This is a genomic window from Neisseriaceae bacterium CLB008 (genome assembly GCA_041228285.1).
In the GTDB taxonomy this organism is placed as follows: domain Bacteria; phylum Pseudomonadota; class Gammaproteobacteria; order Burkholderiales; family Neisseriaceae; genus JAGNPU01.
This window is the reverse complement of record CP166133.1, coordinates 549,188-575,737: the sequence shown is the minus strand read 5'-3', so window position 1 is coordinate 575,737 and position 26,550 is coordinate 549,188. Positions and strand designations below refer to the sequence as shown.

The 26,550-nt window shown below is 52.7% G+C and carries 23 protein-coding genes; 4 read left to right on the top strand and 19 right to left on the bottom strand.

Annotation, left to right across the window (positions count from 1 at the left end; translation table 11 throughout):
* Positions 1 to 33: 33 nt before the first annotated feature.
* The gene (locus AB8Q18_02550; protein ID XDZ51942.1) at positions 34 to 837 is read right to left on the bottom strand and encodes a DUF695 domain-containing protein; all 804 of its coding nucleotides are present in this window, start codon (positions 835 to 837) and stop codon (positions 34 to 36) included.
* Positions 838 to 886: 49 nt separating this feature from the next.
* Positions 887 to 2,296 (bottom strand): oxygen-independent coproporphyrinogen III oxidase, encoded by a 1,410-nt coding sequence (gene hemN / locus AB8Q18_02545; protein XDZ52889.1) that lies wholly within the window; start codon positions 2,294 to 2,296, stop codon positions 887 to 889.
* A 611-nt stretch (positions 2,297 to 2,907) separates the two neighbouring features.
* On the opposite strand from hemN, the gene fnr reads away from it, so the two are divergent.
* Positions 2,908 to 3,639: a fumarate/nitrate reduction transcriptional regulator Fnr gene (fnr, locus tag AB8Q18_02540; protein ID XDZ51941.1), complete on the top strand. Its 732-nt coding sequence runs from the start codon at positions 2,908 to 2,910 to the stop codon at positions 3,637 to 3,639.
* Positions 3,640 to 3,755: 116 nt separating this feature from the next.
* On the opposite strand, the gene AB8Q18_02535 is transcribed toward fnr, so the two are convergent.
* From AB8Q18_02535 to AB8Q18_02490, 10 genes are all read right to left on the bottom strand, one after another.
* Positions 3,756 to 4,451: an NAD-dependent deacetylase gene (locus AB8Q18_02535; GenBank protein ID XDZ51940.1), complete on the bottom strand. Its 696-nt coding sequence runs from the start codon at positions 4,449 to 4,451 to the stop codon at positions 3,756 to 3,758.
* Between the two features lie 25 nt (positions 4,452 to 4,476).
* Positions 4,477 to 6,717, bottom strand: coding sequence for an ATP-binding protein (locus AB8Q18_02530; GenBank protein XDZ51939.1), 2,241 nt, complete (start codon positions 6,715 to 6,717; stop codon positions 4,477 to 4,479).
* A 24-nt stretch (positions 6,718 to 6,741) separates the two neighbouring features.
* A complete protein-coding gene (radA, locus tag AB8Q18_02525; protein ID XDZ51938.1) occupies positions 6,742 to 8,115 on the bottom strand; it encodes a DNA repair protein RadA in 1,374 nt (457 codons plus the stop codon).
* Positions 8,116 to 8,210: 95 nt separating this feature from the next.
* Positions 8,211 to 8,933, bottom strand: coding sequence for an SDR family oxidoreductase (locus AB8Q18_02520; GenBank protein ID XDZ51937.1), 723 nt, complete (start codon positions 8,931 to 8,933; stop codon positions 8,211 to 8,213).
* On the bottom strand, positions 8,908 to 10,242 hold the full coding sequence (hpnE, locus tag AB8Q18_02515) for a hydroxysqualene dehydroxylase HpnE (GenBank protein ID XDZ51936.1): 1,335 nt from the start codon (positions 10,240 to 10,242) through the stop codon (positions 8,908 to 8,910). Before hpnE ends, AB8Q18_02520 begins: the two co-directional genes overlap by 26 nt.
* Positions 10,239 to 11,084 carry a presqualene diphosphate synthase HpnD gene (gene hpnD / locus AB8Q18_02510; protein XDZ51935.1) on the bottom strand — a complete coding sequence of 282 codons (846 nt, stop codon included), beginning with the start codon at positions 11,082 to 11,084 and terminating at the stop codon, positions 10,239 to 10,241. Before hpnD ends, hpnE begins: the two co-directional genes overlap by 4 nt.
* A 140-nt stretch (positions 11,085 to 11,224) precedes the next feature.
* Positions 11,225 to 11,686, bottom strand: coding sequence for a hypothetical protein (locus AB8Q18_02505; protein ID XDZ51934.1), 462 nt, complete (start codon positions 11,684 to 11,686; stop codon positions 11,225 to 11,227).
* 88 nt (positions 11,687 to 11,774) lie between these two features.
* A complete protein-coding gene (locus AB8Q18_02500; protein XDZ51933.1) occupies positions 11,775 to 12,611 on the bottom strand; it encodes a hypothetical protein in 837 nt (278 codons plus the stop codon).
* Complete coding sequence (locus AB8Q18_02495) at positions 12,604 to 13,137, bottom strand: hypothetical protein (GenBank protein XDZ51932.1); 534 nt, start codon at positions 13,135 to 13,137, stop codon at positions 12,604 to 12,606. Before AB8Q18_02495 ends, AB8Q18_02500 begins: the two co-directional genes overlap by 8 nt.
* On the bottom strand, positions 13,122 to 13,754 hold the full coding sequence (locus tag AB8Q18_02490; protein ID XDZ51931.1) for a GspH/FimT family pseudopilin: 633 nt from the start codon (positions 13,752 to 13,754) through the stop codon (positions 13,122 to 13,124). Before AB8Q18_02490 ends, AB8Q18_02495 begins: the two co-directional genes overlap by 16 nt.
* Positions 13,755 to 14,059: 305 nt before the next feature.
* Between AB8Q18_02490 and AB8Q18_02485 the strand changes: the two genes are divergently transcribed.
* Positions 14,060 to 15,658: a flavin monoamine oxidase family protein gene (locus AB8Q18_02485; GenBank protein ID XDZ51930.1), complete on the top strand. Its 1,599-nt coding sequence runs from the start codon at positions 14,060 to 14,062 to the stop codon at positions 15,656 to 15,658.
* 84 nt (positions 15,659 to 15,742) lie between these two features.
* Positions 15,743 to 16,231 carry a RidA family protein gene (locus AB8Q18_02480; protein ID XDZ51929.1) on the top strand — a complete coding sequence of 163 codons (489 nt, stop codon included), beginning with the start codon at positions 15,743 to 15,745 and terminating at the stop codon, positions 16,229 to 16,231.
* 52 nt (positions 16,232 to 16,283) lie between these two features.
* On the opposite strand, the gene dnaB is transcribed toward AB8Q18_02480, so the two are convergent.
* Positions 16,284 to 17,687: a replicative DNA helicase gene (dnaB, locus tag AB8Q18_02475; protein XDZ51928.1), complete on the bottom strand. Its 1,404-nt coding sequence runs from the start codon at positions 17,685 to 17,687 to the stop codon at positions 16,284 to 16,286.
* 208 nt (positions 17,688 to 17,895) lie between these two features.
* Between dnaB and AB8Q18_02470 the strand changes: the two genes are divergently transcribed.
* Positions 17,896 to 18,477, top strand: coding sequence for a superoxide dismutase (locus AB8Q18_02470; protein ID XDZ51927.1), 582 nt, complete (start codon positions 17,896 to 17,898; stop codon positions 18,475 to 18,477).
* Positions 18,478 to 18,565: 88 nt separating this feature from the next.
* On the opposite strand, the gene AB8Q18_02465 is transcribed toward AB8Q18_02470, so the two are convergent.
* The 6 genes from AB8Q18_02465 to AB8Q18_02440 form a co-directional block, all read right to left on the bottom strand.
* A complete protein-coding gene (locus AB8Q18_02465) occupies positions 18,566 to 20,401 on the bottom strand; it encodes a peptidylprolyl isomerase (protein ID XDZ51926.1) in 1,836 nt (611 codons plus the stop codon).
* A 111-nt stretch (positions 20,402 to 20,512) separates the two neighbouring features.
* Positions 20,513 to 20,782 carry an HU family DNA-binding protein gene (locus AB8Q18_02460; GenBank protein XDZ51925.1) on the bottom strand — a complete coding sequence of 90 codons (270 nt, stop codon included), beginning with the start codon at positions 20,780 to 20,782 and terminating at the stop codon, positions 20,513 to 20,515.
* Positions 20,783 to 20,960: 178 nt separating this feature from the next.
* Positions 20,961 to 23,444, bottom strand: a complete 2,484-nt coding sequence (gene lon / locus AB8Q18_02455; protein XDZ51924.1) for an endopeptidase La — start codon at positions 23,442 to 23,444, stop codon at positions 20,961 to 20,963.
* Positions 23,445 to 23,592: 148 nt separating this feature from the next.
* On the bottom strand, positions 23,593 to 24,861 hold the full coding sequence (gene clpX, locus AB8Q18_02450; protein ID XDZ51923.1) for an ATP-dependent Clp protease ATP-binding subunit ClpX: 1,269 nt from the start codon (positions 24,859 to 24,861) through the stop codon (positions 23,593 to 23,595).
* A gap of 2 nt (positions 24,862 to 24,863) precedes the next feature.
* On the bottom strand, positions 24,864 to 25,490 hold the full coding sequence (gene clpP / locus AB8Q18_02445) for an ATP-dependent Clp endopeptidase proteolytic subunit ClpP (protein ID XDZ51922.1): 627 nt from the start codon (positions 25,488 to 25,490) through the stop codon (positions 24,864 to 24,866).
* A gap of 300 nt (positions 25,491 to 25,790) precedes the next feature.
* Positions 25,791 to 26,528: a nuclear transport factor 2 family protein gene (locus AB8Q18_02440; protein ID XDZ51921.1), complete on the bottom strand. Its 738-nt coding sequence runs from the start codon at positions 26,526 to 26,528 to the stop codon at positions 25,791 to 25,793.
* Positions 26,529 to 26,550: the final 22 nt, after the last annotated feature.

The following is a 26,550-nucleotide window of genomic DNA, read 5'->3' as shown; positions in this document are numbered from 1 at the left end:
GCCGTGTGTGATTATTGTCTCTACCTGCTGCCTTTAAGCAGAAGCCGTTTTGTCTGCTTTCGCTTCGCAGCCCCAGCCATCAAACTGGCCGTCAGCGGCCAAGACCAAGGGCACAAGCTTCTGCACCCATTCCGTCATGCTGGCTAAATCCGGCGTGGCGGTCGCGGCAAACTGCACGGCCCACCAAGCGTCAGGGCCATCGTCTTCGGCCTCCATGGCAGCCACCACGCAATCAGCCGGCAAGCTTTGGACAAAGCCTTTAACTGCGGCCTCACTCGGGAAGCTAGCATAGTAATCAATCGGCCGCGCCTGTAGCAGGGCATCGCCACTGCGGCGCAGCTGCTGACAGGTTTTTTGGGTGTAGTCGAGGGCTAAATCAATGGCGCTGGGGTAAAGGGTTTCAAAATAAAATGCCCATTGATCATCGGGGAAGGTCGCCGCCACATAGTCAACGTCTTCTTCACCGCTCAAGGCTGCTGCAATGCTTTGCGGCCAAGCCAAATCAGCATTACTGACGTAGACAAAGTCAGCCACGCCATGGCTGTAAATATGGCCGACGTAGCGAATGTGCTCGGCAGTCGCTGGCGTGTCTTGTAGGTATTGATGAATAATGGTCTGAATCTGTTTGAGGCGACGCAGATCGGCTTTGCTGGGCAAGCCGACCTCATCGCCTTCATAGGCCACGCGAATAAAGCGCGTGTGTTGATGGTCACTGCCCAACTCAGGCGCGGTTAAATCCACGCCCACTAAGGCCGTATACCCTTCTAATTCCGTTTGATACTGCATCCAATCATTGGAAAATACCAATGCCTCTGGTGCTTTTTGTGTCTGTCCCATGGCCTAATCTCTGCGCCTTAGCGCTTTTTGCGTTGCTGATGGGCCTATTCTAAACGGTTTGTGAATAAGTTGCTTGGGCTTTTTTCTCACGCAGATGGCGATCAAACACCATCGCAATGTTGCGAATCAAGAAACGGCCTTTAGGCGTCACCACCAAGAAGCCATGATCTTGTACCACCAAGCCAAGGCGCTCAAATTCGGCAATCTGGGCCAGCTCTTCGGCAAAATAATCGGCAAACTGAATGCCATAGGTTTCTTCATACACGTCAAACGCTAAGGCAAACCGGCACATCAAGGCCTGAATGATGCTGCGGCGAAGCAGGTCGTCACGCGTCAACGTCATGCCGCGCATCACCGGCAGGTGGCCTTGATCCAAGGCGGCATAATATTCATCGGCATCGCGGGTGTTCTGAATATAGCTCGCGCCCACCTTACCGATGCTGGACACCCCAATGCCGATCAAATCACAATCGGCGTGGGTAGAATAGCCTTGGAAGTTACGCTGTAAACGCCCTTGGCGCAGCGCTTTCACCAACTCATCATCTGGCTTAGCAAAGTGATCCATGCCAATAAACACATAGCCTTTTTCGGTGAGCGTGCTCACGCAGTCTTGCAAAATATCCAGCTTTTCTACGCTATTGGGCACGGCCGCTTGATCGATGCGCCGTTGTGGCTTAAATAAATGAGGCAAGTGAGCATAGTGATACAGCGCAATCCGATCGGGGCTCAACGCCAACACTTTTTCTAAGGTCACCGCCATGGTGGCCGTGGTTTGATGCGGCAAGCCATAAATCAAATCCACGCTGATGGATTTAAAGCCATTGGCGCGCGCAGCTTCAATCACCAGACGCGTCTCTGCCTCAGACTGAACTCGATTCACCGCTTCTTGGACTTTTAAGTCAAAATCCTGAATCCCCACGCTCATGCGGTTAAAGCCCAGCTGAGCCAAATGAGCGACGGTGTCGGCGCTCACCTTACGCGGGTCAATTTCAATCGAATACTCGCCCTCAGGGATCAGCTCAAAGGTGACGTTAATCATGTTCATCACCCGCGCTAGCTGTGCATCATTCAAGAAGGTAGGCGTACCGCCACCAAAATGCAGCTGGGCCAAACGTGGCCGCTGCGGCAGCGTTTTAGCCAATAGCTGGAGTTCTTTTTCTAAATAGTCTAAATACTTATCGGCGCGACTGGTGTCTTTGGTGATGATTTTGTTACAGCCACAGTAATAGCAGATGGTGTTGCAAAACGGCACGTGCACATACAGCGACAAAGGCTTGAATAAAGCCCCTACCTGACGTTCTTGCAACACTTTGAGATAGTGCTGTTCAGTAAAGCCATCATGGAAGCGATCGGCGGTGGGATACGACGTATAGCGCGGGCCTGAGCCTGCCAGTTGTTCAATCAACGGTCGATCAAACACCACCTCTTGATTGGGATAAACGTCCAATAGCTGTTCCATCATAGTCATTCACTCTCAATATCTGTATTAATTAATTATTGTTCTCATAATAAAGCCGCCCCGCTCCTCCCCCGTTACTCACCGCGACATCAGGGTGGCGCATGCGAGCATAAGGATCGCCTTTTTTGCCTTTTTTTGCTTTGATGGAGGTCAAGCAGGCTAAAGTTGCCTGTAAAATCAAATAAGAAACGGTTTCATACCCACCTGACCCAAGCAACCGCTCACGCAATGGCGCTTAGCCCAATCACCCCTTTTGAGCCCCACAGCCAATCTTTACGCTTATTTACCTTCAATCTAGCCATGCCCATCAGGGTATTCGGCTAAACTATTCCCTCAAGCCTAATCAGCCGCGTACTTTAGTCAGCCGACACTGAAACACCCCCACCCAAAAGCGTGACCAAGCGATGGCCTAAATACCTTATTTCGCTCGTTGTTGCACCTATTTAGCATCAACAACATAGCAATTTTTCCTATAAGCTGTTAAAATCCTTTGGAAAACAGCCCCATAACTTGATCTATATCAAACAATGCCGCGGCTGTGCCTGAGCAGTTTGCGTTAAAATCAGCGACTGCCGTCGCCAGTTTAGATTTTTTTAAAATTGAGTACATAAATGACCGAAAAAATTAGATCTTTAAAAGTACTTTGTTCAAATTGTAACTTAAGAGAGTTGTGCTTACCGATCGGCCTCGATCGGACAGAAATGTCTCAATTAGATGCCGTCATCAAACAAAGTAAACGCCTGAAGCGCGGTGATTACCTGTTTAGAAGCAATGAGCCTTTCAAATCTTTGTATGCAATTCGCACTGGGTTCTTTAAAACCAGCATCGCCATTCAAGATGGCCGCGACCAAGTCACCGGTTTTCAAATGTCAGGGGAAATCATTGGCATGGACGGTATTTCTTCAGACACCCATACCTGTGATGCGGTGGCTTTAGAAGACAGCGAAGTGTGCGAGCTGCCGTTTGAATCCATGGAACACCTAGGCCGTGAAATTCCGAGCCTACAAAGCCATTTCTATCGTTTGATGAGTAAAGAAATCATCCGCGACCAAAACATCATGCTGCTCTTGGGCAATATGAAGGCGGACGAACGCATTGCTGCGTTTTTATTGAACCTGTCAGATCGCCTGTACGCACGTGGTTTTGCCGCCAATGATTTTATTTTACGCATGAGCCGTGAAGAAATTGGCAGCTATTTAGGCCTGAAGCTAGAAACGGTCAGCCGCACGCTGTCGAAATTCCAACAGCAAGGACTGATCAAGGTCGACCACAAGCACATTCAGCTACTGGAACCCGATACGCTAAAAGACTTGGTGTCAGGCTGCGCCCGCAACCACGAGTAGCCAACGCCCATATTAAAAGCCGCCTCTTCTAGGCGGCTTTTTTTTGTCCTATACTCGCTGGCCCAAAAAAGCCCAGCGTCTGGCTGGGCGTGCGAAGAAAGCGCGGCAAATTTGGTTTAAACCAAAACCAACGTTTCTTCTACCCACTGCGGCAACCCTATGCTGGCTTTTTCAGCAATGCAGGTAAAGCCTTCTTCTGTCCAGCGTAAATCGGCATTCGGATCAATCAACACTTTTTGGGCATGGCTGGGCACTTCATAAATTAAATTGGCCGCGGGATAAACGCTTAAAGACGTGCCCACCACCAATAAGATATCGGCCTGCCGAGCCAAATGAATGGCCATGTCCATATTCGGTACGGCTTCACCAAAAAACACCACGTGTGGACGCAACTGACTGCCCAGCGTACATTTCGCGCCCATCGCCAGCTCATGGCCATCAATGGGATAGGTTAGGTTGGCATCGATGCTGCTCTGAGCGTGACGCACTTGCCCATGTAAATGCAGCACGTGCTCACTGCCGGCGCGTTCATGCAAATCATCGATGTTTTGAGTGACAATCATGACCTCCATGGCTTCGCTGAGGCGCGCTAAAGCATGGTGAGCAGCATTAGGCTGAGCCTTGATGACGGCCTCGCGGCGAGCATTGTAAAACGCCTGCACCAGCTCCGGCTGGCGCACCCAAGCTTCAGGCGTACACACATCCTCAATATGGTGATTCTCCCACAGGCCATCACCGTCCCGAAAGGTTTGCAAGCCGCTTTCGGCACTGATGCCCGCGCCGGTAAACACCACCACTTTTTTCTGTTTCATGTCCTCTACTCCTACTGATTTATTTTTATACGAACCCTAATCCTTGGCTTAATCCGCCTTCTTTAAAAGTGCACTCCTGTTTTAACACCGTGAAAAATGCCGCCGCAGACGCAAACGGTACCACGCGATGGCGCTTCATGGCCACGGCAAAATCACCCGGCGTCAGCTGCTTCATGCTGCGTACCGAAACTTCTAACGCTTTGGCCTCTTCGCCCTGTAACGGCAAGGCGAACAACTGGGCGTATTGTTGGAACAAGCCCCACGCTTGGTCTGGTTTTAAGTACGTTAACTCAATTTTAAAATCAAATCGACGCAAAGCCGCTTGATCTAAATTTTTCATCAGGTTGGTGGTGGCAATGAACAAGCCTTTATAGTCTTCCATCTGGGTCAACAGCTCATTGACCTGGGTGACTTCCCACGAATGCTGGGTTTGGCGACGATCTTGCAGCATGCCATCCACTTCATCAAACAGCAGCACAGCCTGCTCACGCTCGGCCTCTTCAAAAGCGGCCGCAATCAGCTGCTCGCTCTCACCCACGTATTTAGACAATAAATCAGAGCCGCGCTTATACAGCAAAGGCATGTTCAATTCATCCGCCAACCATTTGGCGTAGGCACTCTTACCCGTCCCCGGTGGGCCATACAAGCATAAGGTGCCCCGTTTTTGCAGCGCAAGACCTTGGCTTAGGGCGCGCAAATCCTGATTGGCATTCAACCAAGTCAGGTCGTATAAGGGCGACAGACTGCTTTTAGCCAAGGTGCTTGGATAACCTTGGGCCTTGAGCGTACCCTTAACCAGCTGTTTAAACACCACGCCCTGCGCCACCTCATTAAAGTGTGGCGCCACAATTTTGGTGACCTTATGCGCGCGCTCAATTAAGGCTGGCACCACCGCTTCATGCTGAGCCAACTGCGCCACATCTTCCTGCGGTAAAAAGCCCTGAGTGACGGCCTCAATCATCCGCGTACGCTGCTGTCGGCCGGGCGATTTCATTTCCACCACCACGTCAAAGCGCCGCAGCACCGCCCTATCCATCACGTCGACCCGGTTGCTGATCCAAATCGTGGGCACGGCATTACGCTCCAGCATGCGGTTTAGCCAGGCCTTATTCAAGGCATAGTCTTTTTGTTCTTGATCGAACACGTCTTCGATCTCATCAAACAACAGTAAGACATTTTGCTCGGCAAAGATGTGCTGAGCCGCTCGAAGAGCACTCATTCTGGCCTCACGACCCGCTGGGCCGCCATCTTCGTCTGCCCACGACACTTCAAATAAATCCACCGCCAGCGCCTGCGACAGCGCTCGCGTAAACTCGGTCTTACCGGTTCCAGCCAAGCCGTAAATCAACACATTACAGCCCTTGCTGTGCGTCTCTAAGGCGTGGGCAATATGGTGTTGCACCACCCCAACCAGATCGCCCATGTGGTGAAAATCTGCCAAGGTTAACCGGGTTTGCGGCGCGTGGGTCACGTGCCGCTTCAGCAGCTCAATGGGGGCAATATCTTGATGCAGCATCAAATCCACAAACTGGTTCGACAGGACGTCAATTTTGCTGCGTAAGCTATAGTCGTGATGTGGATCAATGCGCACGAGGCCAGTGTCAAATAGCTTGCCTTCGGCGCTTAAGGCCTGACGCACCTCCACTTCAGAGCAGCCAATAAGCAAGGCCAAAATCGACTGCGACTGCTTGGTGTTTAATTCGCCTAAGAAGCTACAGGCATCGTTGAGCACTGAATCGGCGTGCAGCAAAATGGCAAACGCCAACAGCCGCTCCTCATGCTGGGTTAAGCCCAGCAATTGCTGCCATTTCTGAACGTTTTTGGCTAAGATCGGCGGCAAATGCGTGGCCCAATAGTCGTGGCTGCCCTTTTGACGTTGCCAGGCTTCGTAATGTTGCTTCAATAAAACGCGCGCTTCGCTGGGCTGATAGCCATCACGCCCAAACGCCCACGCATCGGTTTGGAGCAGTTCGCTGATGCGCAGATGCTCAAAACCATGGTCGCCCACAAACTCACTTTGTCCCCCTAAGGGCAGCAAAATTTGCCAAATCCAATCGATCAGCAGCGGCTCACCCTCTTGACCCAAAGGCGTATGCAGCGCCAAAGGATTGAGCGACTCAGTGGCTTGGACTACCCTCACAGGCGCCGTCGGCAATACTTCAACCCTCTCAACCGAGGCGTCCACTGACGGTGGGCGACGCTTAAACCATCGTCGCGTGCCTCCTAGGACCAATACCAACAGCAACAATCCCAGCACAATCTTCATTTGTCGGTCCTTTTCTGATCACGATTAATCATGTTGACGGCAAGCATCAACGGCTTCTTGTAAGGAGTGTACCCCAATGATTTTCATCCCACCAAATTCATCGGTGTTTTGTTTGGGCATATTGGCCTTAGGCACAATGGCCTGAGTAAAGCCTAGCTTAGAGGCTTCTTTTAAGCGCTCTTGCCCGCGCGTCACCGGGCGCACTTCGCCCGACAGCCCCACTTCACCAAACACCACTAGCTTTTCTGGCAATGGCTTGTTTCTAAAGCTAGAGAACATGGCCAAAATCACCGCCAAGTCAGCGGCGGGCTCCATAATCTTCACCCCACCCACCGCATTCAAAAACACGTCTTGGTCAAAGCAGGCCACGCCGGCGTGACGATTAAACACCGCCAACAGCATGGCGAGGCGATTTTGTTCCAAGCCTACGGTCAAGCGCTTAGGGGTAAATCCATGAGCATCATCTACCAAGGCCTGAATTTCAACCAAGAGCGGACGCGAGCCTTCTTGGGTCACCAACACGCATGAGCCAGGCACGTCATCCCGATACGACGACAGGAAAATCGCTGAAGGATTGCTGACGCCTTTAAGGCCTTTATCGGTCATGGCAAATACGCCTAGCTCGTTGGCGGCGCCGAAACGGTTTTTAATCGCCCGAATCATGCGGTAATTAGAATGTGCATCGCCTTCAAAATACAAAACCGTGTCGACAATATGCTCCAACACCCGCGGCCCCGCAATCGCGCCATCTTTGGTGACGTGGCCCACCAATAAGATGGTGATGCCGGTCTGCTTGGCCACACGGGTCAGCTGCGCCGCACACTCACGCACCTGCGACACCGAACCGGGCGCCGAGGTAATGTGGTCGGAATACAGCGTCTGAATCGAGTCGATCACGGCCACTTTGGGCTGATGCTGTTTGAGCGTGGCCAGAATGGCTTCGAGCCTAATTTCCGCCAATAGTTGCACCCCATCAGGATTCAGCGACAGGCGGCTGGCGCGTAAAGAAATTTGCTGTGCCGACTCCTCGCCCGAGACATACAGAACGGAACGGTCTTGCGCCATGGTGGCCAAGGCCTGTAACAGCAGGGTTGATTTACCGATGCCTGGATCGCCACCCAGCAAAATCACCGCCCCAGCCACCAGGCCGCCGCCCAATACTCGGTCCAGCTCGCCAATGCCGGTGCCGGCGCGCGGCACCTCTTGTGCCTTCACATCGGCTAGGTTTTGCACCCCAGTGGTTTGCGCCGTCCAAGTAGCGAAACGCGGATTGGCGCCGCTAGTGGCCGCCTGCTCAATCAAGGTATTCCACTCACCGCAATGGTCGCACTTGCCCTGCCATTTGGGGCTGGTACCGCCACAAGCGGTACAGGTATATTCTGTTTTAACTTTTGCCATATGCTCGTTTTACCAAATAATAATGGTTTCAGAATAGGCCCCTGAGGCCTTATTCTGAAACCATTGTGTCACGAATGCTGCGTTTGCGGGCTTTTTTATAGCTTCACAATTTCGCCGGTTTTACCCTTGGATTCACTGCTCATCCAATACACAAACGCCGGCGTGATGTCCGCCAGATCTTTACGTTCATGCGCCGCTTCACCAGGATGGGTTTTCAAACGTTGAGGAGAATTAATTTGGCCGGGCACCAATACGTTCACGCGAATATTGCCCTTGCCTGACCACTCGTCGGCCGCTACCATGCCCAAGTAGTTCACCCCGGCTTTAGAAGCGCCAAAACCGCCCCAGTACGCTTTAGGGTCATCGCCGTGGCTTTCCCCTACGAAAATCACTGAGGCGTCTTCTGAGCGCTGCAATAGTGGCAAGACCGCGCGGCTAAGCGCCATCGGTGCCACGGTATTAATGCGGTATTGATTCATCCACTCATCAATGGTCTGATTAGACAAGGGCGATAAGGCGTAAAAATAGCTGGCGCAATGCACCACGCCATCTAAACGCTGGGTGGCTTGGAAAATGGCCTCGGCCAATTGATTAAATTCTTTTTCCTGCGCAGGCAATAGATCGAACGTAATCGCATAAGGCTCTGGGCCGCCAGCGGCCATGATTTTATCGTAAACGGCTTCCAGCTTGCGCTGATGACGCCCCACCAGAATCACGGTCGCGCCCGCCTCGGCATACGCCAGCGACACGGCTTCGCCCACCCCTTGGGAGGCACCGGTGATCAATACGACTTTATCTTGTAATGGTTTTTGAGTCACTTTCGCTCCAATCTAATAAACATTGTGCCGCCACCCTTTGGGCCGATTCTACGGCGCCTTCTAAGGTAGCGGGATAGATGGGGTGCAGGTAATCCCCTGCAACATAAACCCCTAATTCATTCATCTGCCAATGCGCCTGTGGCTCACGCCCAACGCTGGCTAAAATGGTGCCTCTTTTTTCAATAATCACCTGTGCTTCAAGCGGTGCCGACAAATCAGGACACACTTGTAACACATCAGCATGAATTTTGTCGATCCAGGTCTGCTTGTCCCAGCCTTCATACTGCTGGGCGCAGCTGATCACGGCCGCCACTTCATGCTGATTAAAATTCAAAGCGCCGCGCTGCACCAGCCACTGCGCCGTGCCATCGGCTAAGCCAATCATGTATTCAGGCAACACCACCGGCCGATCATAGTGCAAATACACGGTGGCAATTGAACCATAAGACAGACCATCTACATACTGTTCAAAATCAAGCGCGGCCAGATTAGCCAATAAGGAGCGGGCGTGGTACGGCGCGGTACACACCAATACTTGATCAAAACGTTCGCCGTCAACCCATACCTGGCCGGGGCCTTTGGCCTCTAGCGTTTGAATGCGCTGCCCGAGGCTAATGATGACTTGATGCTTGGCTAAATATTTTAAAACAGGGGCCACAAACAAATCGTGCAAACTGATTCGAGGAATCAAAAAATCGCTGTGGGCCCGCGTCGACATCACCCCTTCTTGCACCACGGCGGCCAGGGTTTTCACGCTGGCTTCGGCCAAAGGCGTGTTCAAGGTGGCCCACACCAGCGGTTGCCAAAACTGATGAATCACGTGCTGAGACGTGCCTTGTTGCCGCAGCCATTCGGCCACCGACACGTCTTGACGCGGTGCCAGAGCAGCCAGTGCCTGCAAGCGTTTAGCCCCTTTAAGCAAGGCAATTTTATCGCCCTTGCTTAAGCCTTTAGCGCGTAAAATACCCACAATCAAATGCAGCGGCGCCGGCAGCTTAGGACACTTCATGTGCATGCCCGCATGCATCACCCACGTCAGCGGCTGGCGGACAAAGGCGTCGGCCTCGGCCACGCCCACCTGAGCCAAAATGCGTAAAATACTGTCGTAAGCGCCAATTAACAAATGCTGACCGTTGTCTAAATCGCGTAAATGACCATGTTTGCTCGAAGCACCTAGGCCACGCGCCCGGCCCCCAGCCTGTCGACTGGCCTCAAATACGGTCACGTCCGCCTGTCGGTACAGCGTCAACGCGGCGCTTAAGCCAGCCCAGCCCGCACCGATGACGGCGATCTTGGGCCGCGCGCTCATGGCTTAAAGCCCGACAGCCACACCTTCAACGCAATGCGCGCCTTGCGTAGCGGCGGCAGCTTAATCTTATGCTTTAACACATTTTCGGGGCCGTCGGCCTCGATTTCCAGCAGCAGCGCATGATACACCGCCGCCATGATCAGTCCTGGCTTTTGCGCCTTGGCATCGACCGCAGGCAGCGCCGCCAGCGCCGTTCGATAAAGGCCTTTAGCCCGGTCGACCTGAAACCGCATCAGCTCGGCAAACTCAGGGCCGCCGCTACAGCCGGTAATGCTTTGTGCTGGCACGTTAAACTGCTGTAGCTCCGCTACCGGCAGATAAATACGGCCAAGGCGAGCGTCTTCGCCGACGTCGCGAATGATGTTGGTCATCTGCAGGGCCAAGCCCAGCTGATCGGCAAACGCCAAGGTTTGCGGATCAGTAAAGCCAAACACGCGCGCACTCAATCGCCCAACCACGCCCGCCACACGCTGGCAATAGGTCGACAGTTCGGCAAAGGTGCCGTAGCGCGCCTGTTCTAAATCCATTTGCATGCCATCAATGATGGCGCTGAACTCTTCTTGCGGTAGGCTATAGGCCAGCACAATCGGTTGCAAAGCCTGGCACACGGGGTGGTCGGGCTGGCCGTCGTACACCGCCGCAAGCTGGGCGCGCCACCAATTTAACGTGGTTTGCGCCACGTGTGGCTCGCTACAGTTGTCCACGACGTCGTCCACCTCACGGCAAAAGGCGTACAGCACCAGCATGGCCTCACGTTTGGCCTTGGGTAAAAATTTAAAACTAATGACAAAGCTTGAGCCACTGTGGGCAACTTTTTGTTTACAGTAATCTAAAGGCGTCAAAAGTAATCCCCTGAATTCATCCACCGCTAGCTGGCTCAATCGTTTTGAGTCAGCCAGCCTTAAAGATAGGAGTTTAACCTGTTTTGCCGCTTCTCCCAAGGTATGGCGCTGATTTTTTACCCCCGTGCTGCACGGCCACCTCATCCACCTATTAACTCGATCAGCTCAGGCGGTGTCACTAGCCAAAGCGTATTTAAGGTCACCACAGCACGACTGTCTAAGCCCCAAGCTCGAACCGTCAATCGATAGGCCAACCGGCCATCCGGTAATTGGCCCAACAGCGCCCACACATAGCGAGGCCGCCTTAGGACACGCTGGCCCAGTTCACCCTGATACTGCAAAGCAGGATCATCAGCGTCTCCGCTCAAAACCGCTGGCGCCCAAGGCGGCTCAGCCGCACACAGCCCACCCACACACGCCACACCAAAACTGGCATGATGGCGCACCCATTGGCCATCGGCCTGGGCCCATAAACGCGCCTGCTGCTCTGGCCATCGACTCTGAGCCTGAGCCAGCGTCAGGCGCGCCAGTGCATCCACACGCTGCCATTCAGCTTGATTCACCGCACTACGTAAAGCCAAGCCACTGCCATGGCTGCTCATCCACGCCCATGACCCCAGCAACAAAGACAATAAAAGGCTCCAGCCCAAAATAAATCCCTGCGCCTGAAGCTGCCCTCGCCCGCCCACGTCAACACCCCTGAGCGGCAACCGGCATCAACGTCAGGCTCACCCCAAACTCAGGCTGCCGTGCCATCGCCTGCCAGCCCAAATGCAGGACATAAAACGTCAAATCGGCCACGGCTAGGCTGGATGGCTGAAAACGATGCAGCGGGCGCTCTGCCCCACAGCCTAGGCGTTGCCATGGCTGCACCTGAAACACCGTCACCTGCGTGGCCTGCTGCGCCAAGTGATCTGGCTGCCGCAGCAAATAGCGCACGACGCCTGTCACACCCAACTCATAACGTACCGGCTCACTCACCGCCAGCGTCAGCAACTCGGCCTGCTTGGCGCCGTGAGGCCCCAACGCCCATGCATGAGGCAGAGTCAAAATCAAACGATCTCGATCTTGTACCCACTGACGCGGCTCAAAAGACCAAGCGACATCACAGCGGCTCAGCGTCCAGTCATAATGCCTAGGCTCGGCCAAGTAGCCCAAAAGCTCAGGGGTAGCCGCCACGCTCACCCGCGTCAGCGCATGGTCAGTCGGCGGCCCAAAGCCCTGACTAGCCAAGATGGGCGTCACCCAGCGCTGTGGCATCAGGCTCAGCGACTGTGGCGTACTCGCCACGGCATGATCCAGCGGCAATACGCACGGCCCCTGTGGCTGGGCCTGAAAATCTTGCTGAATCTGGTCATATAGCCACGCGAGCTCAGCCTGAGCCTGAACACGCTGCGCTTGCGCGGCACCGGTGGCGTGGCTGCGCAGCAATAGGCGCTGCCACAGCAACAGTAGCGCCAACGACAGCACTAGGCCCAACAGCAAAGACAGCAGGCTATGGCCTATCTGACCATGCCGCTCACACATAGGCCACCCGCAACGAATAGGCGTAGACCACGCCCTCTAAGCGCCAGAGCACGTGCACCACCCATTCTTGCCCACCGGCACCCACAGGACAGCTCAGCCGCAATGGCCCACCGCCCAGCGTACTCGACGGTAAGATCAATGGCGCCGTTTGAGCGCACACCACATAGGCAAAATCCGTCTGTACTAAACGCTGTGTTAGGCCTGTTTCGAACTGGCACAGCTGCCGTCGCGCCAGCGCTGTAGCCTCTAATAATCCCTCAACCCTCATGCCGCAGCCACCCAAAGCCGGCTGCTGATAGTGACGCCACTGCGATGCCGCCCCAAACCCTTGCCCGTTGGCACGCATGCCAGCCACCAAACTCGCCGTTTCAGCCGTCACCAACCAGCGTAACTCGGCCAGCTGCGCCTGCCCCAAAATACGGCTTTGCAGCGCCTGTAGGCCAACGGCCACCCCAGCGACTACCCACAGCGCCACCAGCGCTTCAAACAGCAGCAAACCAGCCATTGGCCTTAAAAGCACTGACATAAAACCTCCCTAGCGCCGCCACTGTCGTCTTGGCATCGCTGCGGCGGCCCAGTTGGCGGCATCAGCAGGGTTTCGCAACGACCCAATTGCCCAGGCACAGACAGCTGCAACTGTAGCCACACTGGCTCTCGCTCGCCCCAACCCCATGCGCCGTAGCGGATTTGCGGCTGGCGCTCGGCCAGCGGCAAAAGCATGAAACGCTGAGGATGCGTCTGCTCTCGCCATTGGCGCACCTGCAGGCGATGCCGACCTTCCTCAACAAAGGCCGTGCGCACCACTTCGCCTGCATCGTAGACGCCAGCATTCAAGCTCGGCTTATCGGCATACACCAAGAGGCCTTGAGCCCACATGTCCTCACTTAGCTGGCGCACGCAGCCATTAATGCGGCCATCCACACGCCGCTGCACTGGGCACAGCCAAACGCTTCTACCCAGACGCTTGGCTTCTGCTTGGGCAAACTGCACGGTTTGGCCTAGCTGGCGCATGCTTAGCCCAAGCTGCTGCTGCGCCACGCCACGTTGCACGCTCCAGAGTACACCCACGCTCATGGCCGCCAATAATGCCACCACCAGCAATAGCTCAATTAATCCCACACCCTGCATGTTTTTATGCCCCATGATGCGCACGCCCCTCTACCATAATGACAAAAACATATATCAATCGCAAGACAAAATTTTATTGTGCACCAAAACCACGCCACCGATGAAAATCGACAGAACATCTGCACAAAAAATATAAGTAAAATTATGTAAAAACAACAATTTATAATTAATTAAGCTTACATCATATGTATTTAAAGTATATGCTACAAGTATCATCACGATGAGCCTTGAGTCCTGCACATCACGCGGCATCATCCTGCTGAGCCTTCACCTTATTCATTCACGCCGCACCTTGGCGTCTTAGATTTAGGAGATTAAACATGTCACACAATGAACCCATGACCAGACGCGATTTATTAAAAATCATCGGCTACGGTGCTGGCGCCTCCGTCATGTATCAGGCCATGAGCACCATGGGCTTTGCCGCAGGCTTAAGCCCAGCCGTTAAAATGGATTTAAAAGGCGCGCCTAAAGGAACCACCATTTTGATTTTAGGCGCAGGCGTTGCAGGCCTCAGCGCGGCTTATGAGCTACGTAAAGCAGGCTACAAGGTCAAAATACTGGAATTCCAGAACCGTCCCAGCGGCCGCGCCTGGAGTATTTATGGAGGTGACAGACACACCGACACCGACGGCGTCACTCAAGCGTGTCAGTTTGACCAAGGCATGTTCCTAAACGCAGGCGCCTGGCGCATCCCCTACCATCACCAAAACGTTTTAAACTATTGCCAAGAGCTGGGCGTGAAGCTAGACCCGTTTGTACAGATCAACTTCAACGCTTATTTACACAGCGAAAAAGGCTTTGGCGGCAAACCACAGCGCTATCGTGACGTCTTTAGCGACTTCAACGGCCAAATTTCAGAACTATTGGCTAAGGCCACCCATGCCAACCAGCTTGATCAGAAGATTAGCCGTCAAGACAAAGAAATACTGTTGGAAGCCCTGAAATCCCACGGCGCACTCAATAATGACTACACCTACAGCAAAGGCATCGCCTCGAGCAATCGCCGTGGCTACGCCAAAACCTTGGGTGGCGGCCTCTCTGGCGGGCCGATTACCACCCAGCCGCTCGCCCTCAAAGACATTCTAGACAGCCGCATTTGGCAAAGCATGAGCTACCACTTTAACCACATGTTCCAACAAACCATGTTTGAACCTAGGGGCGGCATGGAAATGATTGGTCGCGCCTTTGCCAACCAGCTCAAAGGCGTGATTCAATACCATGCTGAAATCACCGACATCAAACAATCAGAGCAAGGCGTTGAGGTTAGCTATAAAGACCACAGCCGCGGCGGCCAAATGCGCACCGAGTCGGCGCAATGGTGTGTGTGCACCATCCCGCTACCCATGCTGCGTCGAATGAACCTAGAAGTCGGCCCGAAGCTCAAAACCGCCATTGATACACCTGCCTACGACCCAACGGTAAAAGTGGGGGCGCAATACAAACGCCGCTTTTGGGAACAGGATGAAGCGATTTATGGCGGCATGACGCTGACCGACATGCCCAACACCCACATCGCCTACCCCTGTGTGGCCGACGACTACTTCAGTAAGGGCAAGGGCGTCGTCTTAAACGGCTACATGTCTGGCCCTACTGGGCAAACCTTTACCGACATGTCGCTACAAGAGCGCAACCGAGTGGCACTCAGCTATGTGGCCAAAGTCCATCCCCAGGCACCGCAAGAATTCGACAACGGCTACAGCACCGCCTGGGCTAAAGTCCCCTGGATTCGCGGCGGCTACACTCAATGGACCGACACCCAACGCGAACAGCATTATCGCAACCTATGTGACATTGATGGCCGCATCGTATTGGCTGGCGAACACGCCTCTTACATGAACGGCTGGCTAGAAGGCGCGATCACGTCAAGCCTAGACGCCATCACACGACTGCATCAAAAAATCGTTCAAACCCGCTAAGCCTGAAGTAAAAACAGCAGTGCCCATTAAAGGCACTGCTGTTATGATGATGTTGTTTCCCCCATGTCAATCAGGAGGTTATCGATGCATTCTACCCCACTCACCCTAGCGGCTTTGGGCCTCACCCTCACCAGCTCACTGGCGCTGGCCCAAACGCCCAAAATTGAGCGCCAACCGGTGCCCAACTTTCCCATCTCCACCGCCGTCACCATTCCTGCTGGCGCCACCACCTATTATTTAAGCGGCGTGGTGCCGCCTAAGCTAGCCGACGGCAGCTATGGTGCCAATACCGAGCAGCAAACGGTGAATATCTTGCGCGCCATTGAAGGCAACCTCAAAAACCTAGGCCTTAGCCTAGAAGACGTGGTCAAAATGCAGGTCTTTTTGGTTGCTGACCCAAAACAGGGCAACAAAATGGACTTTACCGGCTTCATGAAGGGCTACAGCCAGTTTTTTGGCACCAAGGCACAGCCCAACACCCCGGCACGCTCTGCGTTCGAAATTAAGGCCTTGGTGATGCCAGAATGGCTGATTGAGATTGAAGTGATTGCGGCCAAAGTGCCTAAGGCCTAAATGCCGGCCGCGGCCACAAAAAAACCGACCTAGGTCGGTTTTTTCTTGTGTCTTACTCGCTTTCCCAACCACCGTCGGGTAAGGCCGCATTTTCAAACTTAGCGTACATGCCCACAAACGATAAATACACCTTACCGGTTGGGCCGTTACGGTGCTTACCAATAATGGCCTCAGCCAGGCCCTTAAACTGGGTATCAGCGTTGTAATACTCATCGCGATACATAAAGATGATGATGTCGGCGTCCTGCTCAATTGCGCCTGATTCACGTAAGTCAGACATCATCGGGCGTTTATCGGTACGCTGCTCAACCGAACGCGACAGCTGCGACAGCGCAATCACGGGCACCTGTAGTTCCCGCGCCAGGCCTTTAAGCGAGCGCGAAATCTCGCCCAGCTCAGAGGCCCGGTTGTCGTTGCCCTTGCCCGAGCCGCTCATCAGCTGTAAATAGTCGATCACGATCAAGCCCAGCTTGCCGCCATAGTTACGCGCCAAACGACGCGCCCGAGCGCGCAGCTCTAAAGCGGTCAAGCCTGGCGTTTCATCAATGAACATTGGCGCGTCAGACAGCTTCACCACGGCATCGTTGAGCTTGCCCCAGTGTTCATCTTGCAAACGGCCCGTACGCAGCACATGTTGATCCAAGCGCCCCACTGAACCCAGCATCCGCATCACCAGCTGGGTGCCACCCATCTCCATAGAGAACACCGCCACCGGCAGGTGACACTCCACCGCCACGTGTTCGGCAATATTCATCGAGAAGGCGGTTTTACCCATAGACGGACGACCGGCCACAATCACTAAGTCACCCGCCTGTAGGCCTGAGGTTTTGGCGTCCAAGTCCACAAAGCCCGTCGGCACACCAGTGACCTCATCGGGATTGTCGCGCGAATACAGATTGTCGATGCGCTCAACCACCTCTTTCAATAAATTAGGCATTTCCAAAAAGCCCTGCTGCGAACGCGAAGCGCTTTCAGCGATGCGAAACACCTTGTTCTCAGCTTCATCCAGCAATTCGCTGGCGTCTCGTCCTTCTGGGTTATAGGCGCTGTCGGCAATCGACGTGCCGACTTCAACCAGCTGGCGCATCACCGAGCGCTCGCGCACGATCTCGGCATAGCGGCGAATATTGGCCGCCGACGGCGTGTTTTGAGCCAGACTCACCAAATAGGATAGGCCACCCACATTACCGATGTTGCCGGCGCTTTCCAACGCTTCCTTCACCGTCACCACGTCAGCAGGACGAGATTGTTCTAATAATTTTTCAATCGCATTAAAAATAATGCGGTGTTCTTGGCGATAAAAGTCGTGCTCGTTGGCAATCCCAGCAATGCGCTCCCAAGCCGAATTATCCAACAATAGGCCGCCCAATACCGACTGCTCTGCTTCTAAAGAGTTAGGCGGCACCCGCAGACCTAAGTCATCCCTACCTTCTACCATTAAATCACTGTCGTCCATCCCACCCTCTTTATTCAGCATGCGTCCAAAAGGCTATTTTAACACTGTTCCCCGCCTAAGTACCCCTATTTACACTAGGGTTTATTGCTTTTACTAATTTGATGGATATCAAGATATAATCGCCTAAATAGCGTAAATCGAGTACACTATCAGGCATAGTTACTTTTAGCGCACTTTACTAACAATGACACCATAAGGAGCTTATACTATGGAACACAAACTACCAGAATTACCTTATGCATTAGATGCACTTGAGCCACACATTTCTAAAGAAACTTTAGAATACCACTACGGTAAGCATCACCAAACCTACATCACCAACCTGAACAACCAAATCAAAGGCACTGAGTTTGAAAACATGAGCCTAGAAGACATCGTTAAGAAATCTTCTGGTGGCGTGTTCAATAACGCAGCCCAAACTTGGAACCACACCTTCTACTGGTTAAGCCTTGCCCCTAACGCAGGTGGCGAGCCTACTGGCGCCCTAGCCGACGCCATCAATGCCAAATGGGGTTCTTTTGCTGAATTCCAAACCGCATTCAACACCTGCGCCGCTGGCACCTTCGGTTCTGGCTGGGCTTGGTTGGTTAAAAATGCAGACGGCAGCCTAGACCTTGCGTCTACCAGCAACGCCGCGACGCCTTTGACTACGGAACAAACCCCAGTGTTGACCTGTGACGTATGGGAACATGCCTACTACATCGACTACCGCAACAGCCGTCCTAACTACCTAGCTGGCTTCTGGGCTTTGGTTAACTGGGCTGAAGTAGCGAAACGCTTTGCTGCCTAATCTCAGCAAACCATAAAAAAAAGCGAAGTCATCAGACTTCGCTTTTTTTGTGGCTGCGTTACTGGCCTAGGCCAGTAACGCAATAGACTTACTCAGCGTCGCTCAACTTCTGCGTACCGCCTTTGGCTTTCACCGTCCGCTCTAAGTAAGCCAAATAGCTGCTCAAAACATCATTGGCGCGTAGCTCAGCCAACATGCCTTTATCCTTAGCCTTATCTTCATCGCTTAATTCAGGCACGGTAATGCCTTCTACTTTGATGATCAAGTTTTGGCCTTGGAAATCCATATTCAAATAAGCAGGCTGCTTCAAGCTACTGCCCAGTCTCAACACCTGCTGAGCCGCGGCTTCAGGGAACTGCTTCTGAATGTCGCTACCCGCGATGGTTTGAGCCGGCATCCAGTTCAAGGCCACCGTTTCACCCTTTTGTAAACGCTTGGCCACGTCAACCGCACGCGCTGCAGCTAGTTTTTCAGCCTCTTGCGCCACATAAGCCGCACGCACTTGGTCTTTCACCTGAGCCAAGGTTTGCTCCGTCTTAGGCCGTACGTCTTGCGCACGCACCACCACTACAGAGCCATCAGGCAAATCAATCGGCTCAGAGTTAAACTTCTGCTTGACCACGTCATCAGAGAACAAGGCCGTAATCAACGCTTCAGGCATGCCCTGAGCCTTGGCTTCAGCTTCTGTTAACCAAGCGTCTTCCGTACGTACCGTCAGGCCCAGCTTTTCAGCCACGGGTTTTAAATCCTTGTTGTTATTAAAGGCCAGCTCAGACAGCTGTTCACGCTCTGCGTGCACCAGCTTTTGCGCTTTTTCCTGACGTAGTTTTTGGGTCAATTCGGCTTTTAAACCGTCAAAGCTAGGCGCCTGCTTGATGTCGGTCACCAACAAGATGTGGTAGCCAAACTGAGTTTCCACCAAATCGCTGACTTGGCCTTTGGCCAAGCTAAATGCGGCATCCTCAAACGGCTTCACCATCATGCCGTTTTTACCGAAGTAATCTAGGTCGCCGCCGTTGGCAGCCGAACCAGGATCATCAGAATGCTTTTGAGCCAAAGCCGCAAACTGGCTTGGATTGGCCTTGGCTTCTTTCAACACCGCTTCAGCCTTTTTCTTGGCTGCGGCTTTAGCTTCTGGCGTTTCATCGGCAAACGCCAACAGAATGTGCGACACGCGACGCTCCGGTTGGAACATTTGGTTCACATGTTCATCGTAGTATTTTTTCAGCTCTTCATCGCTGACGCTGACCTTGCTTTGTACCGACTCAGGCGTCAAGGCCACGCTGCTCATTTTCACCGCTAAAGGCAAGACATACTGCGCTTTGTGTTCGGTGTAGTAGGCGTTTAGCTTAGCGTCGTCTACGGCCACCTCGGCGGCAAACGCACGCGGATCAATCACGGCGGTACGTAAGGTGTAGCGAGCATTCCAAATATTGGCCACTTGGCTGGCTTGGGCATCGCTGACAATCTGGCCGGCCTGCACCATGCTCAATACAGAATTCAAGGCAAACTCTTTACGCAGCTGTTCGATCAACTGGGTTTCGGTCATGCGTTGCTGCTGCAAATAATTCTGATACAGCTCTTCGTTAAAGCCATTTTCATCGCGGAAGGTTTCTTCCTGTACGATGGCCTGCTTGATTTGTTCGATCGACACCGTCACGCCCATTTTCTCGGCGCCTGCAATTAGGTAGGCGCGGCGCAATAAGCTCGCGTATATGCCTTCCTTCACTTCAGGCGTACCGACCTCACCTAGGCGTTCTAAAGCCTGGCGAATGTCCCCTTCGGTCACGGCTTGGTCGCCCACTTTGGCAATATAAGGCTCGCCCCCGGTTAAAGATGTGGCACCAAACCCCACAAACGTCAGCGCCACAAAACCCAATAGGATTTTGGCTGGTGTGTTAAATTTTCTTACAGCATCAAACATAGCGATATCTATTCAATATTGGTTGATCACAAGAACGGTCATTTTACCGTCAAATACAAAAAAAAGGTGAACATTCAGTCCACCTTTTCCTTCGAAAACTTAATTTTAGACCTACAGCGCGTCTTTCAATGCTTTACCTGCACGGAATTTTGGCAAGCGAGCCGCAGGAATCGTAATCGCGGCACCGGTTTTAGGATTACGACCGCTGCGTTTAGCACGATTGCCTACGTAGAACGTACCAAAACCAACCAAAGTCACCGTGTTGTCTTTTTTCAAAGCTTCAGTCACGGCTTTAATCGTTCCATCTAAGGCTTTCCCCGCAGCAACTTTTGAAAGCCCAGCTTCTTGTGCAATTGCATCAATTAATTCAGACTTGTTCACAGAAAATCCTTTTCTATTATTAAACAATGGGGAAGCGAGAATCGTGTTCTCCAAAACCGTTTCTCGCCGTGCCAAAGCTTTTATAACAAGTCTGAAATTCCAGTGTCAAGCGCCACAACGCTGCTTTACCCGTCTTAACCGTAAAAACCACGGTTTTAGGCCAAAATATGGCTTATTTTCAATGTTTTGGTGTCTCAGATACAACACTTTTTAACACTGATTCGCCGCCATTATTGTCGACAATCTCCGTTGTCACCCAAGGTTCTGGCTGACGCTCGAGGCTTAACAGCAACACTTCATCAATCCATTTGACCGGATGAATGGTTAATTCAGTCTGAACGTTTTTTGGAATGTCTTCCAAATCCTTCATATTGTCCTTCGGAATCAACACGTGTTTAATGCCGCCACGGATGGCCGCCAACAGCTTCTCTTTGAGGCCGCCAATAGGCAATACTTCGCCACGTAAAGTGATTTCACCGGTCATGGCGACATCGGCGCGTACCGGAATGCCGGTTAGGGCCGACACCAGCGCCACCGTCATGCCTGAGCCTGCGCTCGGGCCATCCTTAGGCGTCGCGCCTTCTGGCACGTGCACGTGGATGTCGTGCTTTTCATAAAAGTCTGGCGCGATGCCCAAACGTTCGGCGCGTGAACGCACCACGCTTAAAGCAGCGGTAATGGACTCTTGCATCACGTCGCCTAGCTTACCGGTGCGCACAATCTGTCCCTTGCCTTTTAAGGCCGCGGCCTCAATGGTCAAGAGTTCACCACCCACTTCTGTCCAGGCCAAGCCGGTCACCTGACCGACGCGGTTTTCATCTTCAGCCACGCCAAAATCAAAGCGACGCACGCCCAAGAAGTCATGCAGGTTTTTAGCCGTCACCTTCACCGCTTTTACCTTAGCGGCGCTGGCCTTGGTTTTACCAGCTTTCGCCTTGGCATCCTTAGCTTTGGCGCTGGCCAACTCTTCGGCCAACAGCTGCTGGGTCACAATCTTACGGCAAATTTTGGCCACTTCACGATCCAATGAACGCACGCCCGCTTCACGCGTGTAGTAGCGCACGATGTCGCGCACCGCTTCTTCGGTGATGACGGCTTCGTCTGCCTTCACGCCATTGGCGCCCAACTGCTTCGGTACCAAATAGCGCATGGCGATATTCACCTTTTCGTCTTCGGTATAGCCCGACAGACGAATCACTTCCATTCGGTCCAGCAGCGCCGGCGGAATGTCCATTGAGTTAGACGTGGCGATGAACATCACGTCCGACAAGTCGTAATCAACCTCGGCGTAGTGGTCGACAAAGGCGTGGTTTTGTTCTGGATCCAGTACCTCAAGCAAGGCACTGGCAGGATCACCACGGAAATCTTGGCCCATTTTGTCGATCTCGTCCAACAAGAATAAGGGGTTTTTCACGCCCACCTTAGTCATGTTTTGCAAAATTTTGCCCGGCATAGAGCCAATATAGGTACGGCGGTGGCCGCGAATTTCGCTTTCATCCCGCACGCCGCCTAAGGCCATGCGCACAAACTTACGCCCCGTGGCGCGGGCAATCGACTCACCCAAAGAGGTTTTACCCACCCCTGGCGGCCCTACCAGGCACAAGATCGGGCCTTTAAGCTTGTCGACGCGCTTTTGCACCGCCAAATATTCTAAAATGCGTTCTTTGATTTTATCCAAACCATAATGGTCGGCGTCTAACACCAGCTGAGCCTCGGCAATGTCTTTATTGACCTTGCTTTTCTTTTTCCATGGCAAATCCACGACGGTGTCGATGTAGTTGCGCACCACGGTGGCTTCAGCGGACATAGCCGGCATCATTTTGAGTTTTTTCAACTCAGCCATGGTTTTTTCTTTGGCTTCTTTACTCAAGCCACGGCTATTGATTTTCTCTTCCAAGGCGTCTAATTCGCCCTGTCCTTCATCGTCGCCCAATTCTTTTTGAATCGCCTTCACCTGCTCGTTCAAATAGTATTCGCGCTGCGATTTTTCCATTTGGCGCTTCACGCGACCGCGGATGCGTTTTTCCACTTGGAGGATGTCTATTTCTTCTTCCAGCTGCTGCAATAGGTGTTCTAGGCGCTTGGCCACGTCCACCACTTCCAACACTTCTTGGCGCTGTTCTAGCTTCAGCTGTAGGTGGGCAGCAATGGTGTCGGCCAGCTGACCGTTGGGCACAATGCTGGTGATGGTCGACAGCACTTCTGCCGGGATTTTTTTATTCAGCTTCACAAACTGATCGAACTGAGTCAGCAAAGCGCGGCGCAAGGCCTCAATTTCTTGACTGTCTTCCTCATCGAGGTCAACAGGTTCAACGTGGGCGACAAAATAGTCGTCATTTTTGTCAATGCCTTTGACTTCGGCGCGCTGCAAGCCTTCGACCAACACCTTGACGGTGCCGTCAGGCAGCTTCAGCATTTGTAGAACCGTCGCCAAGGTGCCCAACTCGTACAATTCTTCGGCACTCGGATCTTCCGAACTGGCTTGACGCTGGGCCAACAAGAATACCGGCAACGACTGTGCCATGGCTTCTTCTAGCGCCGCAATCGACTTTTCACGACCCACAAACAAAGGAATCACCATGTGTGGGTACACCACCACATCACGCAGCGGCAGCATAGGCAGCGTCATAATGTTGATATTGTCAGGTTGTTTTTTCGCCATTTAAGTACCTTAATTAGTATGTTTGATGCTTTACATGGGCTCAAAACAAAATATTTCAAGCACCCCAGTGTAAATCCATAAAAAAGGCCGTCTAATCATAGACGGCCTTTAACCTTACCTTGCGTATGCAGCAACCTATGGCTATAGACTACTCATAAACGATTTCAGGTTCAACACCTTCATTGATGACTTGCTCATTAATCACTACTTTTTTCACGTTTTTCAACGTTGGCAAGGCATACATGGTGTTCATCAGCGAGCGCTCTAAAATCGAACGCAGACCACGGGCACCGGTTTTACGCGCCATGGCCAGCTTGGCCACGGCTTTCAAGGCCGAAGGCAAGATCTCTAGCTCAACCCCATCCATAGCGAACAACGCTTGATACTGCTTCACCAGCGCATTCTTAGGCTGGGTCAAGATGTTCACCAGCGCTTCTTCATCCAGCTCGGCCAAAGTCGTCAAGACCGGCAAACGACCGATTAACTCTGGAATCAAACCAAATTGAATCAAATCTTCAGGCTCAACGGTTTTAAACAAGGCGCTGATGTCTGCCCGTTCGTCTTTGCTGACGATTTCGGCACCAAAGCCAATACCGCCCTTCTCTGAACGACGACGAATCACCTTGTCTAGGCCAGCAAACGCACCCCCACAGATGAATAAGATATTGGTGGTGTCGACCTGAATAAATTCTTGGTTCGGGTGCTTACGCCCACCTTGAGGCGGCACCGAAGCCACCGTGCCTTCGATCAGCTTCAATAAAGCCTGCTGCACGCCCTCACCCGACACGTCTCGGGTAATCGAAGGGTTGTCACTCTTGCGCGAAATTTTGTCAATCTCGTCAATGTAGACAATGCCGCGCTGCGCCTTATCAACATTAAAATCGCAGGTGGCCAACAGCTTGGTGATGATTTGTTCCACGTCTTCGCCCACGTAGCCCGCTTCAGTCAACGTGGTGGCATCGGCCATCACAAACGGTACGTCTAGCTTACGCGCCAAGGTTTGGGCCAGCAGGGTTTTACCCGAGCCAGTGGGGCCGATCAGCAAGATGTTACTTTTCGACAGCTCCACGCCGCTTTTTTTGGCGTCAGGATGATGCAAGCGTTTATAGTGATTGTACACAGCGACCGCTAAGGCTTTCTTAGCATCGGTTTGGCCGATGACGTGCTCATCCAAGCTGCCCACGATTTGCTCTGGCGTCGGCAGGCTGGCGAAGTCTACTTCAGCTTCTTCCACAGCGGCCACGCCCACGCCGGCCTTAGCCGCTGCTTTAGGGGCGCCTTCGGCGTCTTGATTAAACAAAACGCTACATGCAGAAATACATTCGTTACAAATGCAGCTGTCTTTACCCTGAATTAAATTTTGAACTTCGTTTTCAGATTTACCGCAAAACGAGCAGTATTGAAGTTTTTTTGTCATAGTTAGGCAATCACATCCATTTTGCTGGCCAATACTTTGTCTACTAAGCCATAGTCACAGGCTTCTTGTGCCGACATGAAGTTATCGCGATCAGTGTCGCGCTCTAAGTCTTCCACGGGGCGACCGGCATGATCGGCCATTAATTGGTTTAATTTACGTTTTAATTTGATCAATTCATTGGCGTGAATTTCAATGTCAGACGCTTGGCCTGACAAGCCGCCACCGATCAACGGTTGGTGAATCATCACGCGGCTATTCGGTAAGGCAAAGCGTTTGCCCTTTTTACCGGCCGACAACAAGAAGGCGCCCATGCTGGCCGCTTGGCCTAGGCATAAGGTCGACACGTCTGGCTTGATGAAATTCATGGTATCAAAAATAGACATCCCTGCGCTCACAGAGCCACCAGGTGAGTTAATGTACAAAGAAATGTCTTTGTCTGGATTTTCACTTTCCAAGAACAGCAGCTGCGCCACCACCAAGTTGGCGGTCTCATCGGTTACAGGCCCAACCAAAAACACAATGCGTTCTTTCAATAAGCGAGAGTAAATATCATAAGCGCGCTCACCACGACCGCTTTGTTCTACCACCATTGGCACCAAGCCAAGTGATTCAATGTTAGGGGTATGCATACCGTCTCCTGTTGTGACTGTTCATTGATTGCGAACGAATGGCGTCCACAACCTTGCGTTCATTTCATTTCAATACGTTGTTAGCTATATAAGGCCATTTGTCTAAAATGCAAACGCCAAAGCGAAGCGCACGCAGATAAAAGACGCTTATTTTACCTTAAAAATAAAAAAAATGATAAGGCTATAGGCCAACCCAACCATTCCCCCACGCCAGATCAGCGGGCAAGGCCTAGCTTAGCGCAGCCATGAAAAAACCGCCATCAAAATGATGGCGGCCCGTCAGCCCACACGCTCGCGGCTTCACAGCGGCGAGATGGCGTCCCATAGGGCTGCAATCTTACGGTTTTTAACCTGCCACAGCTCACAATACGTCATGCGTTGGCCATCGTGATAGCCTTCAGAATGGGTCAGCACAAACTGCCCCGCCGCCAAGGTTCTATGCAAGGTTTCATACATCAACGGCTTACCGACGCTGGCTAACTCAGTCAAGAATGCCTGCATGGCCTTAGCGCCATCGGCAATATCAGGACTGTGCTGCTCAAACTGGGGGCCATTAGCGTAGTGAGGAATGCGATCATAGCGCTGATTCATCAATACCTCTTTAAAAAATACCGTCACCAGCTCACGATTGGCCTCAGTCGGTGCCTCTGGATCCACCTGGGTGTCGCCGTCGAGCTGGGTGCGGCCACTGCCGTTAGGCGCCGCCTCTGCCACCAAACTGTCCCAATGCTCGGTAATGCGGCCATCTTGCACTCGATAAATGTCGAACCCCACCATAGGCTCTGGCGCCAAACCCAGATAGCGCCCGTGCAGCACCACGTATTCGCCATCAACAAAGGCCCTGACGACTTGGTGACGCAGTTCAGGACCGGCATCCACTACCAGCTGCCGTAAGCCCTCAAGCGGATCAGGCCCAACCAAAGGTGAGTGTTCCACGAAATGTGGCGAAAAATAAGTGGTGAGGCTGCGTACATCATGCTGAGTAAACAGCGCCTGCTCGGCCTGATACACCAAGGCCAAAATATCATGTGGTTTCATTGCCGACTCCTCTGGCCATCTG

What these genes read in the sequence shown, in the direction of transcription:
- dnaB (XDZ51928.1), bottom strand. Translation starts at nt 17,687, where the DNA reads ATGGACGACAGTGATTTAATGGTAGAAGGTAGGGATGACTTAGGTCTG.
- AB8Q18_02550 (XDZ51942.1), bottom strand. Translation starts at nt 837, where the DNA reads ATGGGACAGACACAAAAAGCACCAGAGGCATTGGTATTTTCCAATGAT.
- AB8Q18_02535 (XDZ51940.1), bottom strand. Translation starts at nt 4,451, where the DNA reads ATGAAACAGAAAAAAGTGGTGGTGTTTACCGGCGCGGGCATCAGTGCC.
- hpnE (XDZ51936.1), bottom strand. Translation starts at nt 10,242, where the DNA reads ATGAGCGCGCGGCCCAAGATCGCCGTCATCGGTGCGGGCTGGGCTGGC.
- AB8Q18_02505 (XDZ51934.1), bottom strand. Translation starts at nt 11,686, where the DNA reads ATGAGCAGCCATGGCAGTGGCTTGGCTTTACGTAGTGCGGTGAATCAA.
- AB8Q18_02485 (XDZ51930.1), top strand. Translation starts at nt 14,060, where the DNA reads ATGTCACACAATGAACCCATGACCAGACGCGATTTATTAAAAATCATC.
- radA (XDZ51938.1), bottom strand. Translation starts at nt 8,115, where the DNA reads ATGGCAAAAGTTAAAACAGAATATACCTGTACCGCTTGTGGCGGTACC.
- hemN (XDZ52889.1), bottom strand. Translation starts at nt 2,296, where the DNA reads ATGGAACAGCTATTGGACGTTTATCCCAATCAAGAGGTGGTGTTTGAT.
- AB8Q18_02490 (XDZ51931.1), bottom strand. Translation starts at nt 13,754, where the DNA reads ATGGGGCATAAAAACATGCAGGGTGTGGGATTAATTGAGCTATTGCTG.
- AB8Q18_02470 (XDZ51927.1), top strand. Translation starts at nt 17,896, where the DNA reads ATGGAACACAAACTACCAGAATTACCTTATGCATTAGATGCACTTGAG.
- AB8Q18_02480 (XDZ51929.1), top strand. Translation starts at nt 15,743, where the DNA reads ATGCATTCTACCCCACTCACCCTAGCGGCTTTGGGCCTCACCCTCACC.
- AB8Q18_02440 (XDZ51921.1), bottom strand. Translation starts at nt 26,528, where the DNA reads ATGAAACCACATGATATTTTGGCCTTGGTGTATCAGGCCGAGCAGGCG.
- AB8Q18_02530 (XDZ51939.1), bottom strand. Translation starts at nt 6,717, where the DNA reads ATGAAGATTGTGCTGGGATTGTTGCTGTTGGTATTGGTCCTAGGAGGC.
- AB8Q18_02495 (XDZ51932.1), bottom strand. Translation starts at nt 13,137, where the DNA reads ATGTCAGTGCTTTTAAGGCCAATGGCTGGTTTGCTGCTGTTTGAAGCG.
- AB8Q18_02500 (XDZ51933.1), bottom strand. Translation starts at nt 12,611, where the DNA reads ATGTGTGAGCGGCATGGTCAGATAGGCCATAGCCTGCTGTCTTTGCTG.
- AB8Q18_02465 (XDZ51926.1), bottom strand. Translation starts at nt 20,401, where the DNA reads ATGTTTGATGCTGTAAGAAAATTTAACACACCAGCCAAAATCCTATTG.
- clpP (XDZ51922.1), bottom strand. Translation starts at nt 25,490, where the DNA reads ATGCATACCCCTAACATTGAATCACTTGGCTTGGTGCCAATGGTGGTA.
- fnr (XDZ51941.1), top strand. Translation starts at nt 2,908, where the DNA reads ATGACCGAAAAAATTAGATCTTTAAAAGTACTTTGTTCAAATTGTAAC.
- lon (XDZ51924.1), bottom strand. Translation starts at nt 23,444, where the DNA reads ATGGCGAAAAAACAACCTGACAATATCAACATTATGACGCTGCCTATG.
- clpX (XDZ51923.1), bottom strand. Translation starts at nt 24,861, where the DNA reads ATGACAAAAAAACTTCAATACTGCTCGTTTTGCGGTAAATCTGAAAAC.